General features: G+C 31.7%; 11 protein-coding genes. 7 read left to right on the forward strand and 4 right to left on the reverse strand.

Going from position 1 to position 16,007, the window contains the following annotated elements:
• Positions 1–58: 58 nt before the first annotated feature.
• The 3 genes from argE to APS56_RS06505 all read left to right on the forward strand — a co-directional run bounded on the left by argE (position 59) and on the right by APS56_RS06505 (position 3,066).
• Positions 59–1,219 (forward strand): acetylornithine deacetylase, encoded by a 1,161-nt coding sequence (gene argE, locus APS56_RS06495; protein ID WP_054726235.1) that lies wholly within the window; start codon positions 59–61, stop codon positions 1,217–1,219.
• A 54-nt stretch (positions 1,220–1,273) separates the two neighbouring features.
• On the forward strand, positions 1,274–2,446 hold the full coding sequence (locus APS56_RS06500) for an LETM1-related biofilm-associated protein (protein ID WP_054726237.1): 1,173 nt from the start codon (positions 1,274–1,276) through the stop codon (positions 2,444–2,446).
• Between the two features lie 428 nt (positions 2,447–2,874).
• Complete coding sequence (locus APS56_RS06505; protein ID WP_157757622.1) at positions 2,875–3,066, forward strand: CotH kinase family protein; 192 nt, start codon at positions 2,875–2,877, stop codon at positions 3,064–3,066.
• A gap of 138 nt (positions 3,067–3,204) precedes the next feature.
• Here the strand turns inward: APS56_RS06505 and APS56_RS06510 are convergent, their stop codons facing one another.
• Both APS56_RS06510 and APS56_RS06515 read right to left on the reverse strand, forming a co-directional pair.
• Entirely contained in the window at positions 3,205–4,560 is a 1,356-nt protein-coding gene (locus APS56_RS06510; protein WP_054726244.1) for a UDP-N-acetylmuramate--L-alanine ligase, read from the reverse strand.
• A 132-nt stretch (positions 4,561–4,692) separates the two neighbouring features.
• Complete coding sequence (locus APS56_RS06515; RefSeq protein ID WP_054726247.1) at positions 4,693–5,646, reverse strand: tetratricopeptide repeat protein; 954 nt, start codon at positions 5,644–5,646, stop codon at positions 4,693–4,695.
• A gap of 227 nt (positions 5,647–5,873) precedes the next feature.
• On the opposite strand from APS56_RS06515, the gene APS56_RS06520 reads away from it, so the two are divergent.
• The 4 genes from APS56_RS06520 to APS56_RS06535 all read left to right on the forward strand — a co-directional run bounded on the left by APS56_RS06520 (position 5,874) and on the right by APS56_RS06535 (position 14,568).
• On the forward strand, positions 5,874–12,011 hold the full coding sequence (locus tag APS56_RS06520) for an alpha-2-macroglobulin family protein (protein WP_054726250.1): 6,138 nt from the start codon (positions 5,874–5,876) through the stop codon (positions 12,009–12,011).
• A 128-nt stretch (positions 12,012–12,139) separates the two neighbouring features.
• Positions 12,140–12,517 (forward strand): DoxX family membrane protein, encoded by a 378-nt coding sequence (locus tag APS56_RS06525; protein WP_054726254.1) that lies wholly within the window; start codon positions 12,140–12,142, stop codon positions 12,515–12,517.
• A gap of 131 nt (positions 12,518–12,648) precedes the next feature.
• Positions 12,649–13,155, forward strand: a complete 507-nt coding sequence (locus tag APS56_RS06530) for a hypothetical protein (protein WP_054726256.1) — start codon at positions 12,649–12,651, stop codon at positions 13,153–13,155.
• Positions 13,156–14,568 (forward strand): T9SS type A sorting domain-containing protein, encoded by a 1,413-nt coding sequence (locus APS56_RS06535; protein WP_054726258.1) that lies wholly within the window; start codon positions 13,156–13,158, stop codon positions 14,566–14,568.
• Positions 14,569–14,606: 38 nt separating this feature from the next.
• Here the strand turns inward: APS56_RS06535 and APS56_RS06540 are convergent, their stop codons facing one another.
• Both APS56_RS06540 and APS56_RS06545 read right to left on the reverse strand, forming a co-directional pair.
• Positions 14,607–15,128, reverse strand: a complete 522-nt coding sequence (locus APS56_RS06540) for a DUF4136 domain-containing protein (RefSeq protein ID WP_054726260.1) — start codon at positions 15,126–15,128, stop codon at positions 14,607–14,609.
• A 62-nt stretch (positions 15,129–15,190) separates the two neighbouring features.
• Entirely contained in the window at positions 15,191–15,901 is a 711-nt protein-coding gene (locus APS56_RS06545) for an ion transporter (RefSeq protein WP_054726262.1), read from the reverse strand.
• Positions 15,902–16,007: the final 106 nt, after the last annotated feature.

The raw sequence follows: 16,007 nt of genomic DNA on the forward strand, positions 1-16,007 counted from the left end.
ATAAAATATAAGCATTAAAAAATATCTTCTATCTTTAAAACAAATTTAAAGAACGCAAATGAATGTTGAGCAGATTTTAGAAAAACTCATAGCATTCCCTGTTTTGGGAGGTGAAAGCAATTTAGAAATTATTCACTGGATAAAAAGTTATATAGAAAAACACGGTATCAAGCCCACCTTAGTTCCTAACAAAACAAACACTAAAGCCTCATTACATTGTAGAATTGGCCCAGAAATTGACGGTGGCACAATACTTTCTGGACATACAGATGTAGTACCGGTGAAGGGACAGAATTGGGATACCGATCCTTTTAAACTTACTGATAAGGGAGATGGCAAGTTATATGGCCGTGGCACTTGTGATATGAAAGGCTTTTTAGCCTGTTGTTTGGCTGCTCTACCAGCTATGACAAAAACAAACCTTAAAACACCTATTTATTTAGCTTTTTCGTATGATGAAGAGATTGGCTGTTTAGCTGCTCCTGAATTAATAAAACATATTCAAAGCACGTATTCAGAAAAACCAAAATACGCCATTATAGGTGAACCATCCATGTTACAACCCATAATTGGTCAAAAAAGCATGCATATTTTAGACATTACAGTAAATGGATCTGCAGGTCATAGCAGCCGTATAAAACAAGAAGTAAGTGCCGTACATGAAGCTGCAAAATTAGTTTTATGGGCGGAACAAAAAATGACAGATTTGATTGCATCTGGAAATATTGACAACAGATTTAATCCACCACATTCCTCATTACATATTGGTAAGATAAGCGGTGGTATTGCTGCAAATATTATTGCAGACAAAGCAACACTTTCAATGGACATCAGAACAATTCCTCAGGACAATAGTTTTAATATATTTCAAGATTTTATTACCCATTGTAAAAATAGAGAAAATGCATTACGTACCATTTACCCAGATTTTGAAATTAAAATTAAAGAAAATCACCCCATTGTACCAGCGCTAAACACAAATACACACACTGAAATTGTATCACTCATAGCTAAACTCACAGGTAGCCAAAAATGGAGTACTGTTTCCTATGCTTCTGAAGCTGGACAATTTGCACAAGCAGGATTCCAAAGCATTATTTGTGGTCCAGGCTCTATAAAACAAGCACACCGTGCCAATGAATTTATTACCAAAAAACAATTGCAAAAAGGAGTAGCAATGATTCAATCTCTAATTAATCATTCTAAAATTTCTAATTAACATATATTTTCATATTAACAAATAAGAATTAATTTTGCCACAAATAATTAGGCTATGAATCCATCGGCGAATGGCTGGATAAAAAAATTACTTCAGGATCTTAAAAAGAACCATCACTTTTTAAGTTTTAACGGCGAAGTATTTTACAACGCCTTAAGAACTTGCGGATTTATTTATGGCAGCAACGCCCTTCCTGTTGCTGAAGTCTTCAAAAAAGAAGACCTTAGTGAAGAAGAAATCTGCAAAGTTAATTTATGTATTGCATTTCTATACACCCATAATTACTCCAAAACTGATACGCCTTTTGTAAATAGCGTGATCGATTTTTATTCTGAAATTAATGAATTAAAAACGTCTTTTTTTGGCGGCCTAATTGGAAGCAAAAAATCTGATGAATTACTTGAAAAAATCATACACAAACGTACTCAAATAGACCCCAATATTCTAACAAAAAATTTTAATTATTTTATCACTAATGCCCTGTTGTTTGTAGATATATTGGCTTACCAATATTATTTAAAAAACAATAGCATTTCAGAAATTTATATAAAAAACCTGGAAGCATCTATTCTTGCTATTTCTGTTAGTGTTTTAGATTCAAAAGAAAATAAAAGCACCTACGACCAAAGCTTAATTAAGCTATTTGAATCATCTTTACGATATCAAAACCACACAAATGTTAATTATGATGACGCCATAAAAAACATAAATACGCTTCAAGAAAAATATTATATTTTAGATTTAGCGTGCATGGCAACATGGAGTGATTGCATTATAGATTCAAACGAACAACGCTTTTTAATAAAATTAGGGAATGACCTACAATTAAAACCTCTTAGAGTCCATAATTCTATAGAAACCATTAATAAATTTTACACTACTCATAAAGACAATATTGTACTACTTAGTTCAAAAAACATGGTTAAGAGTTTTTACAACAACTCTAGCAAAATGGTTATGAAACTAATAACAAGAAATAGTAAGCGACTATATCAAGAATTAAAAGACAGTAAAGAGCTAATGGTACTACTTACCTATTCCACTAGACGAGATTTAACCCCCGAAGAATCTAAAAAAGTACAAGACCAATTGTTAGATATTTTTAAATCCATACCAAGTCTTGCTATCTTTTTATTACCTGGTGGTGCTTTACTTTTACCGTTAGTTATAAAATTTATCCCCAAATTATTACCTTCTGCTTTTGATGACAATCGTGTGGAAGAATAGTTTGATGCTTCAAATTATTAATTATCATCTTTTCACATCTTAGCTTTAAAGTTAAAACATCCCTAATATCAACTATAACAGCTATACTGAATAATAAAAAACATATGGTATCACTGAAACTCAACCTTAATTAACACACAATTGTGAAGTCATTTAGCACATAAACTATGGCTTGAAGCCCACCCACCCAATTACCTAAACGAAAAACCTGATGCTAAATTTGAAGCTAATGTTATGTATTGGAAATATTTCTTAATGAGCTATACAATCATTCTGAACAAGTTAACAAAAAGTAATTAAGGCCTAAGAGCTTTTAAAGACAATACTATTCAAAGAGAACTTTACAAAGGAGAGTATTAAGGAGCTACTCCGTATGATTGTTACCCAATTATGATAACAACAATAAAATCTGGGGGGGGTGTCATGAAATGAAATACCAAGATGAAAATGAAATAACAGACTGGGAAAACATATATCAATTTATAAATTTTGTAATAAATTCATCAGACATAGATTTTACTAATAACATATGGGAGCAATTTAATCTTGATAATTATTCTGGCTATTTTTTATTTCTCAATCTAATTAGAGCAACCGAAAATACAGGTAAAGAGTTTTGAATTTATAATAATTCACCACTATTCAAAATTTAGATAAAGGATATTATCTACTCAAAACATAAAATAACTTAGTATAAATTTATTAAAATATAATAACATATAATAACAGATGCACATTGGATAAAAAGTAAAACCTAACTAACCAATCACTCCCCTAACAGCATCTAAATCCAAGCCTCCATAATTACCTGAACTCATTAACAGCAGTGCTTTATCATCAAAATTTTGTGAGAATAAAAAGTTTTTAAAATCGTCTGGATTGGTATAAATAATTAAATCATCACGCTCAAAAGCATTTGCAATTTGTTCGTGGGAAACCTTCTCCAATTTTTTTATCTCTACAGCATGTGGTGAATAAAATACCACAGCAACATCGGCAGCATCAAGCGCCCCTTTATATTCTTTTAAAAATTCGGCATTTAAACTGCTATAAGTATGTAACTCCAAACAAGCTATCAAAGTACGGTTTTCATATTGTTCTTTAACAGCATTTGTAGTAGCCTCTACTTTACTTGGCGAATGTGCAAAGTCCTTATAAGCCACACTGTTTTTACTTTCTGCTATTTTTTCAAGACGTTTGCTAGCCCCTTTAAAGGTCGCAATGGCTTCATAAAAATCATCCTCATCAATCCCCATGTGTTGACAAATCCATTTAGCTCCGGCCAAATTGTTTAAATTGTGCTTTCCAAACACTTCAATTGGTAACGCCCCCACAGGAGTATCCAATAAAGTTTGTCCGTTATCAACAGTATATTCAGGAGTATGATATGCAATTTTCCGAATGGTATTTTGGCTGGCTTCCACGACACGTTTTACTTCGGCATCCTCCTCATTATAATTGATACTTCCGCCACTTACAATAGAATCCACAAAAATACTGAACTGCTTTACATAGTTTTCATAAGTAGGAAATACATTAATATGATCCCATGCAATACCGCTTAACAAGGCAATATTAGGCTTGTATAAATGAAATTTTGGACGTCTGTCTATTGGAGAGCTTAAATACTCATCACCTTCTAAAACCATAAAATCATTGTGCTCGGTTAATTTCACCATCACATCAAACCCTTCTAACTGAGCCCCCACCATATAATCCACATCTCTGTCATGATAATGCAATACGTGTAAAATCATAGATGTTATTGTAGTTTTTCCATGACTTCCCCCAATTACCACTCGAGTTTTATGTTTGGATTGCTCATACAAAAATTCTGGATAACTATATATTTTAAGTCCCAACTCTTGAGCTTTTAGCAATTCCAAATTATCAGCTTTGGCGTGCATTCCCAACACAATGGCATCTAAACTTGAATTAATTTTTTCAGGAAACCAACCAAATGCTTCTGGTAACAAACCTTTGGCATCCAACCTTGATTTTGAAGGTTCAAAAATTTCATCGTCACTTCCTGTTACTTGATATCCTTTATTGTGTAATGCTAAGGCCAAATTGTGCATAGCTGCACCGCCAATGGCTATAAAATGTACGTTCATTTATGTTATTTTGAAGATTTTCAAATATAGTTTTTTAGTTATGAAATCTCGAATGATTTTTACTGAAATTGTATTTTACAGGAAAGATAAGCGGTTCAATAAACAAAAATTAAAACCTCCTATAATAAGTACTCATTGAAGTCTCATAATTTTTTCTTTTTCTTCATTAAAATCATTGATTTCTGGAAGTTCAGCAAGCGCTAAATTAATATGTTTTAGGGCTTCATTTTTGTTTTTTTTATGCATATATATTTGAGACAACCTAAAGTGTGCCCATGCTTTTGGTACTCCATCAGCAGGCGAATAATTTTTAAGATAGATATGTAAACATTGCTCCCCCTTTTGCAATTCAATATTGTACTCTGCAGCCACTTTTCCTATTTGATAGTGCAACGCATTTCTGTCATGTTTTCTTTGAGCATCTTCAATGGTATTAATAGCTTTTTGAGGCTGATTTTCGCCTTCATAAAACTTAGTCAATTTATCAAAACATGTTAATGAACCACCTACCTTTATGGCCATTTTGTAATATTTCTCTGCCAATCCTGGTTGGTCATCATACTCATAAATATAGCCCTTTGCTAAATACCCATCTACTTTTGAAAGTTTTTCTAATTCCTGAGCAAACTCTAAGGATTTACTTTTGCTTCCACCAATAATACCAGGTAATTGCATATACAATTCCACTAAAGCCCAGCGTGTATCAATATGATTAGGGTCTAATTCTGCTGCTCTTAAAAAAGCAGCTTTCACGTCACCTATAAACCCAATAGCTTTTAACTTATTTTGAAGTGCTTTCATACCCAAGACCCCACCATATTTATAATGGTAATTGGCATTGTTTGGATCTGATTTTACTAATTTTTGATACAACTCAATAGCTTCATCCCATTTCTCTTGATAGCCATAAGCATCTCCTAATAATTCCACAGCCTTTAAATTATTTGGATGCAACCTTGAATAATCAGTTAGCAAAATCTGAGCTTTTTTAAATTGTTTTTCTTCAAAGAACTGCTCTATATTAGCCAATTCAGCTTGACCAAATACAGATACAGAAAGTAAAAATAGAAGCAAAAATTTATTCATAATAGTTCAGTCGAGAATACAAAGTTAATCTTTCTCATTTACTTGAAAATGATTAATTTCACTCAACCGACAAAAGTTTTCATGTATTTATTGTTTTTGGAATGGCTTTTGAAAGTGGTAATATAACAAACTTTTTTACATGTATAATTCATCACCAAATTTTCAGCCCCTATAAAAATAATTTATGAGTATTACATGTAACAGACAAAAACAATAGATTTAAACATATGAAACATCTATCAGCTATTTTAATGACAATATTTTTTTCAAATCTACTAAATGCACAACCATCAGAAAACTATAAGGTTTTATGGGATAAGGTGGCGCAGTATGAAAAAGATGGCTTACCAAAATCAGCTTTAAAAATAGTTGAAAGCATTCAAAATCAAGCTCAAAAAGACAAAAACCACCCACAAGAAATAAAAACCATGCTTTATAAAGGCAAATTTGCTTTGGTATTGGAAGATGATGCTCAACTGAACATCATCAACGATTTTAAAAAGCAAATCGCAATAAGCTCGTTTCCAACCAAAAACATATTAGAAAGCTTGTTGGCTAATTTGTATTGGCAATATTTTAATCAAAATAGATGGCAATTTTATAACCGTACTAAAACTTCGGAAAAAGTAGATGCTAATGATTTTAGAACTTGGGATTTACAAACCCTTTTTAACGAAATCCATTTTCATTATCAAAACTCTTTACAAAATGGATTGATGTTACAACAAGAAAACTTAGAAAAATATAATGTTTTATTAAACGAAAAAGATGGCTCTAAAATTTACCGCCCTACTTTGTTTGATTTTTTAAATCACACTGCTTTAGAGTTTTATAAAACTAATGAAACACAAATTACCAAACCCGCTTTTAAATTTGAAATTAACAACCCAGATTTTTTAACTGATGCCAAATCGTATTCCGTTTTAAAAATAAGCTCCAAAGACACAACATCCTTACAGTTAAATGCACTGCACATCTACAAAAATCTAATAAAATTTCATTTAAAAAGCCCTTCTCCTTTTGCTTTAGAAGATGTAAATATTGAGCGCTTAAAATTTGTAAATCAACACGCTACATTTCCCAATAAAGAAACTCTTTTATTAGAAGTACTTAAAGCAGAAAGCAATCGATTAAAAAACCATAAAGCATCTGCCTTATATCATTTTGAAATTGCTTCTATTTATTTTCAACAGAGCCAACAATACAACCAAACTAACACAAAACACCGTTGGAAAGCTAAAGAAGCCATGGCTATTTGCAAAAGCGTTATTTCAGAATTCCCAAAAAGCAAAGGTGCTGAAAAGTGCCAAGTTTTAAAATCTCAAATTGAACAAGAATCACTGCAAATTATTACAGAAGAATTTATTCCTATTCAACAGAATTCCAGATTATTAGTGAATTACAAAAACTTAGAAAACTTACAATTTCATATTTACAAACTTTCTACAAATCAATTAGAAAAATTCAATAAAACTTATAGAAAAGAAGAACAGCTAAGTTTTATAAAAACTTTAAATGTTACTGATACTTGGAACAGTAACTTACGAAATGAAGAAGATTATCAAACCCACAGCACTGAAATATTAATACCAAAACTCAACAATGGCAGGTACTTGATTGTAGCCTCTTTAAAAAATGATGATACTACATTTGCTTTTGCCAACATACAAATTACTAACATGGCTTTGGTTGAAATGGAAACTCCTGATTATAAAATATTTCAAATAGTTGATAGAAATAATGGAGATCCTATCACAAATACAACTATTGAATTAAGTTATATCCAAAATTATAATCAAAATATAAAAACCGAAAATTATAATACTAACAACTTAGGCCAGATTAAAATTAAAAAAAGCAACGACAGATACAGAAATATCAATTTAAAAATTATAAATGAAAATGACATAGCCTATTTTGGCGATTATTATATAAACCAAAAATACAATCAAAAACAAGAAAACATTAACTACACTTCTTTTCTTTTTACAGACCGTAGTATTTATAGACCAGGTCAAACGGTATATTTTAAAGGTATTGCCATAAAAACCGAAGAAGGTAAGTCAAAAACTTTGGCAAATCAAAACGTCTATATTGCTTTATACAACGTTAATGATGAAGAAATAAAAAAAATAAAACTAAAAACAAATGAATTTGGCTCCATTTCTGGAGAATTTATTCTACCCAACAACGGTTTAAATGGTAAATATCGTATAGAATTTGATGCTGATTCTGGGAATATTGATATGAAAAGCATGACTTATTTTTCTGTTGAAGAATACAAACGCCCAAAATTTGAAACCAAATTCCCTCCCATCACAGAAACTTTCAAAATCAATGATTCTATTTCTGTAAAAGGAATGGCTATAGCATATGCGGGGAATAATATTACTGATGCTAAAGTTGTATATCGGGTTCATAGAAAAGTGCAATACCCTCACTGGTATTTTTGGTACAGACCTTGGTTTAACAGTGAGCCACAAGAAATAACACACGGTGAAACTATTACCAATAATAAAGGTGAATTTGAAATTACGTTTAAAGCACTTCCAGATACGAGTATTGACAAAAACAATTTGCCTGTTTTTAATTACGAAATCACTGCTGATATTACCGATTTAAATGGAGAAACACGAAGCGCTACCACCATTGTTAATGTAGGCTACCATGCCTTAATTGCTAATATGAGTATTGAAAACACTATAGACAAAACAAAGAAAAATCATACTATAAACATTGACACCAGAAACCTGAATGGTCAATTTGTTTCCGCAAAAGGAGTCGTTAAAATTTATAAATTAAAAGCACCAAATACCGTTTTAAGACCAAGACCCTGGAATGCACCCGATTATCAAAATTTCAATGAAAAAGCCTTTAAAAATCTATTCCCTCATGATGCTTATAACAATGAAGATAATCCAGACAATTGGAAGAAAGGCACTTTAGTTTTTGAAGAAACTTTTGACACAAAAACCTCTAATACTTTGAAACTTGGAAACATAAAAAAATGGGAATCTGGAAAATACCTCATCACTTTAGAGAGTAAAGATAAATTTGAACAATTGGTAAAAGATGAAATTAAAATCACACTATTTAGTGACAATGATAAAACGATTGCGGACAAACAGCTATTTAGCATTACAACAAACAAGTCTACTTATAATATTGGAGATACCGCTTATGTAACTCTAGTTTCAGCTGTTGAAAATTTAAACGTTACTGTATCCGTTGAAAAAAACAAACAGATTATCCAAACAGAAATTATTCACTTAAACACCAATAAAAAAACCATTAGCATTCCCGTAACAAAAGATGACTTAGGCGGATTTGTAGTACATTATAGTTTTGCAACCTTTAACAGTTTCCAATCAGGGTCTCAACCTATTCCTGTACCCTACCCAAATACTAATTTAGAAATTGAAACCCTAACATTTAGAGATAAATTACAACCTGGAAACAACGAAACCTGGAGTTTTAAAATAAAGGGGCCTTCTGGTGAAAAAATCAGTACCGAGTTATTAGCCAGCATGTACGATGCATCATTAGACCAATTCAAATCGCATTCGTGGAATTTCAATCCAATACAAAATCTAAGCTATTATGCACAAAGCCATAGCAATGCTAATCAAAGTTTTGGCACTCGTAATTTTAGCGTTAATATAAATAGAACGCCCCCCAATTATCCACAACAAGTTTATGACCAATTGAATTGGTTTGGGTTTTATTTTGGTTATAAAAACATGCTTTACTTACGAAAATCAAAAGGCAGAACCGCTAACATACAAATTACTGAAAACGAGCTTATTGAAGAAGTCTCTTTTATTAAAGTAGAAAACGATGCTCATTTGGACAATGCCTTAGTTACAAATAATAACCAACCAAAAGCTGAAACTGAAACTACAACTGTAAACACAAATGACATAAATGAAGTTAAAAATTTAGATTCCATACCAATTCGAAAAAATCTGCAAGAAACCGCATTTTTCTTCCCACAATTAAAAACAGATGAGTTAGGTAATGTCAGTTTCAGTTTTACAAGTCCTGAAGCGCTAACTCAATGGAAATTACAATTATTAGCACATTCAAAAACTTTAGAAAGCGCCACAAAAACCTTAACAACTGTAACCCAAAAGGAATTGATGGTAACCCCTAATGCACCTCGATTTTTACGTGAAGGCGATAAGATTAGCATCCGTACAAAAATTTCAAATCTTACAAACAAACAATTATCTGGAAAAGCCTATCTAATTTTAACCGATGCCATTTCAGGAAAAGATATATCAAACACGCTTTTTAATATTGAAGGCAGTCAAAACAAATACTTTGATAACAGTGCTTCAAATTCACTCGGCACTCAAGATTTTTTGATAGATAAAAATGGGAACACTCAAATATCATGGCGTTTGTCAATCCCTGATGATGTGCCAGCAATACAATATAAAATCATTGCCAAATCGGGAGATTATAGTGACGGTGAACAAAATGCGCTCCCCGTTTTAAGCAACCGTATGTTGGTTACTGAAACCTTACCTATGTGGATTAAAAGTAACGAAACCAAAACATTTACCTTAAACAAACTTATTTCAACCCGCTTGGACCCTACTCAATCAACACTTAGCTATCACAAGCTAACTTTGGAGATGACTTCCAACCCTGCTTGGTATGCAGTTCAAGCACTTCCTTATTTAATGGAATATCCTTATGAATGCAATGAACAAACATTTTCCCGTTACTACGCAAACGCCTTAGCCAGCCATATTACTAATTCAAACCCAAGAATTCAAGATGTATTTAAACAATGGAGAAATACCGATGCGCTACTTTCTAATTTAGAAAAAAATGAAGAATTAAAATCTATTTTAATTCAAGAAACCCCTTGGTTGCGAGATGCACAAAATGAAACCGAACAAAAAAAGCGTATTGCGTTATTATTCGATTTAAATAAAATGAATAATGAATTACAATTAGCACTCCAAAAATTAGAAAACAATCAAATGTATTCTGGCGGCTGGGCTTGGTTTAACGGAGGTCGTGAAAACAGGTATATTACTCAACATATTGTTACAGGTTTTGGACATTTAAACAAGCTAAATGTTACTTCAACAATGCTCAGTAACCAAAATAAAATGATTCAAAAAGCCCTAAATTATTTAGACGCTGAGTTTGTACAAGAATACAAAGACATCCGTAAATACAATGCTAATGTTGATTTGAACAAAGACCACTTAAGTTATAGGCAATTGCATTATTTATATATGCGAAGTTTCTTCCCTGAGATTAAAAAATCTACAGAAGTTGAAACAATTATAGAGTACTATCAAACTCAAATTGAAAAATATTGGCTCAGTCGTTCTTTGTATTCAAAAGGATTAATGGCTTTAATTTCACATAGAAATGGAGCTGTAGTCACAGCTTCTAAAATTCTAAAATCCCTGAAGGAAACGAGTATTACTTCTGAAGAATTAGGCATGTACTGGAAGGCAAATACCAATTCTTGGTTTTGGTATCAGGCACCAATTGAAACTCAAGCGCTATTAATTGAAACATTTTCTGAAGCTGGCACGACCATTCAAAGCACATCAAAAAACCTTGAAACTATTGATAATTTAAAAATCTGGTTACTTAAAAACAAACAGACCAACCGATGGAAAACTACTAAAGCCACTACCGATGCCGTTTATGCCTTATTACTCCAAGGCAGTGATTGGTTAAGCCTAACAGACATGGTAGAAGTTGTTTTAGGCGGACAAAAAATTGAGCCTTCAAAATTAGAAAATGTTAAAATTGAAGCAGGAACTGGCTATTACAAAACGTCTTGGAACCCATCAGAAATTAAGCCTGAAATGGGGGAAGTAAAAATCACTAAAAAAAGCAATGGCATTGCTTGGGGGAGTTTATACTGGCAATATTTTGAAGATTTAGACAAAATTACTTCCGCTGAAACACCTCTTACAATAAAGAAAAAGTTGTTCTTAAAAAAACATACTGATATGGGGGAAGAAATTTCAGAAATCACTGAAAGTACTAATTTAAAAGTGGGTGATTTAGTTCGTGTTCGTATTGAATTACACAGCGATAGAAACATGGAATTTCTTCATATGAAAGATATGCGTGCTTCAGGATTCGAACCTATCAATGTAATATCATCCTATAAATGGCAAGATGGATTGGGGTATTATGAAAGCACTAAAGACGCCTCAACAAATTTCTTTTTTGATTACTTACCAAAAGGCGTCTATGTGTTTGAATATGATTTACGCGCAAATAATGCAGGAAATATGAGCAACGGTATAACAACCATTCAAAGTATGTATGCTCCTGAATTTAGCAGTCATAGTGAAGGTGTTAGAATAAATATTAATTAATTTTCATAGCGTTTCAGGTTTTAAAATACTGAAACACAAATAAAACGGTTTGCTTTTAAGGTTCCTTCCCAACAAAATAATCAAAAGATTTAGTATCTTTCATTTCATAAATTTTAAATATAAACATTATGAATTCAAAAGTTTTTACGGTTTTAAGAATCATACTTGGAGTTATTCTTTTAATTTTTGGTTTGAACAAATTTCTCAACTTTTTACCAGCTCCAGAAGGAATGTCCGATGCTGCTGGCGCTTATTTCGGAGCCTTAATGTCTGCAAAAGTAATCACATTGGTAGCTATTGTAGAAGTTTTAGCAGGTTTAGCATTTATATCTAACAAATATGGTGCCCTATTAGCTGTTATTTTAATGAGTGTTTCTGTAAACATTATTTTATTTCATGCCACATTAAACCCAGAAGGTATTGGCCCTGGAATTTTGGTTTTCATTCTTAATATTATAATTCTATACGGATACAGAAATAAATATAAAGACTTATTAGCTGGATGATTGTCAAAAAATTTAAAGAGGCTCCAAAAGCCTCTTTTTTTTATCTCAATAGACTAAAGTATGGCTTAAAATTTTTAATTCATAACTTTACAAAAAATTAACACAATTCCATATTTACCAATTTTAATGTTTTGAAAAAGACTGTTAAACAAATAAAACTCCCCATAACGCTATTATCATATGTCCTCTTAGGCATTTTTACTTCATGCATTAGTAATAAAAGCATCGCAACTCATGAACCTTCAACTGAAAGTCACCCTAAAATCATTTTCTTAAATTACAGCATCAAAAAAGACTCAAATAACAGTAGAAATATTGAATTTATAGATAAAAAAATTACAGAAGGAACATTAAAAAATATCAACTCAGAAGTATTAGGTGTTAATGGCGATTTAGTTTTTCTTCAACTTGACAAAAAATCAAAACCATTGGAGCATCTTATAATAAAAAACCCACTTTCTAAAAGCATGGAATATCTTGACGAATCAAAATCATTCCAAAGGAAACAAATTAATTTAGATAGCATACAATTTTCAATACGCTTACAACTAAACCCCGAAACAAAATATATCAGCATTAATGATGTTAATGCTCTTGAAAATCAAAGCAAATCTTTAATAAAAACTAAAATTTATTAAATGAAAAGCCTTGTATTATTTATCATCTTCATTACTAATTCACTTCTTGTTTCGGCACAAATATTTGATGTTGATACACTACTATTTTCAGGTAATTCAGAAAAACGCATAAACTTAGTGGTTTTAAGCGAAGGCTATCAACCAGATGAATTAGGTGAATTTATAACACACGCCACAAGCTTTAAAAATAGTATGTTTAGCCAATCTCCTTTTTTGGAATACATCAATTATTTTAATGTATTTGCTATAAAAATCCCCTCTAATGAAAGTGGTGCAGATCATCCTGCAACTGCAACCGACGTTAATGAGTCAGAAATCACTCCAACATTTGTAGACACCTATTTTAATGCTACTTTTGATGCTTTTGGATATCACAGATACATTTATTATGGCATAGATTATACTGATGCTGCAAGTACCGAAGTAAAAATAAATTCAGTTTTAGCAGACAATTTCCCAACGTATGACCAAGCCTTAATATTAGTTAATACAACAGAATATGGTGGTACAGGAGGCAAATTCCCAATAGCTTCAATTTCAAGCTACGACATTGCCATACATGAACTTGGTCACTCGTTATTTAATTTAAAAGATGAATATTTTCTTCCAGACATCTATTATGCTGAAGCCATTAATATGACTCAAGAAACGAATACTAGTTTGATTAAATGGAAAAACTGGATAGGAACAAATGGTGTTGACATTAACCCTTACGGTAGCTCAGGAGTTTCGGCTACTTGGTATAAACCCAGACACCTACAATGCAAAATGGAATTACTAAACAAACCGTTTTGCGCTGTTTGCAAAGAAGGTATTATCGAAAAAATACATGATTTAATATCTCCTATTGATTCTTACACTCCAGAAAACATTACAATAAACACCCCTTCCTTTCCTTTAGATTTTCAATTAAATTTGATTAAAACCATTCCTAATAGTTTAGAAAGCATATGGATTCTCAATGCAAATAACATTGATAATAATGTAGATAATATCTCTATAGAAGAAACAGATTTAAAGACAGGCACAAACACTTTAACTGCTGTTATAAATGATGCTACCACATCTTTGAGGGTTGACAACCATGAAACTTTGCATGTTTATACTGTAACTTGGAGCATTAATTATTCTACTTTGGGAATTGAAACCATTGTTAGTGATGTTAATAGTTTTAATATGTCCGTGTTCCCCAACCCAACTAACGACGTTATAAATTTTACACTTGAAAATACTTTAGATACACCTTTAAAATTAGAGATTATAAGTATGGATGGTAAAACCATACAATCCTACAATGTTACAAATTCTGAAAACTTACAAATAGATATGAATACTTGGAGTCAAGGAATATATCTTGCTAAGGTTTATGCAAACAATGATTTAATTGCCAACAAAAGAATAGTGAAAAATTAAGCCCATTTCTGTATTGAATAACCTAACCAATAAACACCTTACTCTGTAGGCGGATATTTGGAAAGTACCTTTTCAGTAATAGCAGAAAATTTTTCTTCACGTTGCTCTGGTTTCATATTTGGTTTAAAACTATATTCGCTTACAGCTTGCCAAAAAAGTTGTTTTTTATTATCGTCTACAAACTCAATAATTAGTTGTCGGTTTACATTTGTCTGTCCAATAGGTAACCCAATAGAAATACCACCTCCCATATTACCGCCACCACCACCTAAGCCTACGCCAACAGTTTGCCTTTGCACCTCTTGAAATTCTTTACTTTTTATATCAATAAAAAAATCGGGAGTGTCAGATAAACGAAACCCTTTAATTGCCATGTTAGCATCCAAAGCATCTAAAAACCGCTTGGTATCCAATTCACTCAAACCTGTTTGCATATCAGAATAATAGTTATAGGTTATATAATTTGCAAATTGGGTAGTTTTATCAAAATCATAACTTACATGAATGGGAGCACATGATATTAGAACTGATGTAAAAAGCATTATGATTATAAATCGCATGACTATATTTTTATTTAAAGTTAAGCAAAAATTATTCCACAAAAACACCTCATAAAACTATTTTAGTTTTCTTCTTTTTTATCAACAGACTTTGTTAAAGCCGAGGAAATAATACCTGTTGGAATAGCTACAATACCTAAACCAATCATAAGAATAAAAAAAGTAAACACTTTTCCTCCAACAGTAATGGGGTAAACATCACCATAACCAACTGTTGTTAACGTAATAATAGCCCACCATAAACTATCAAAAATGGATGAAAAATGCTCTGGTTGCGCTTGGTTTTCAAAATAATAAATTCCAACTGCTGAAAAGTAAATAAGGATAAGTGTTATAAAAATAAATAGGAAAATTTCTTCCTTAGCGGATTTTATAGCCGTGGTAAAATGGTTCATCGCACGATTATAGCGAACTAATTTCAAAATTCTGAATAAGCGCAAAAAGCGTAAAGCCCTTAATGAACGTAAATCCACTCCAAAAGACAGATAAAATGGTAAAATGGCTAAAAAATCGATAATACCAAAAAAACTAAATATAAAGTTGGGCTTACTATCTGCCACATAAATTCTTAAAACATACTCCAAAGAAAAGACTATAACACTAAACCATTCTACTGACCGTAATATGCTTTTAGTTTGAGGTTTTAAGTTTGGAATGGTTTCAATTGAAAATGTAATAACAGATATTAAAATCAAGGCCTGAATGAAAAAGGCAAAATATCGACTTAATTTATTATCATTGGTTTCTACAATACTTTTAATATATGCTTTCATGTGGTTATATCTATTGCTTTTTATTGGTCACATGTAGCTTCCATATAATTTTTTCCTTGGATATCGAATTCTCGTTATGGAAGTTTCATATCATAAAGAAAGTTAA

This window comes from Pseudalgibacter alginicilyticus, from assembly GCF_001310225.1.
Lineage (GTDB): Bacteria > Bacteroidota > Bacteroidia > Flavobacteriales > Flavobacteriaceae > Pseudalgibacter > Pseudalgibacter alginicilyticus.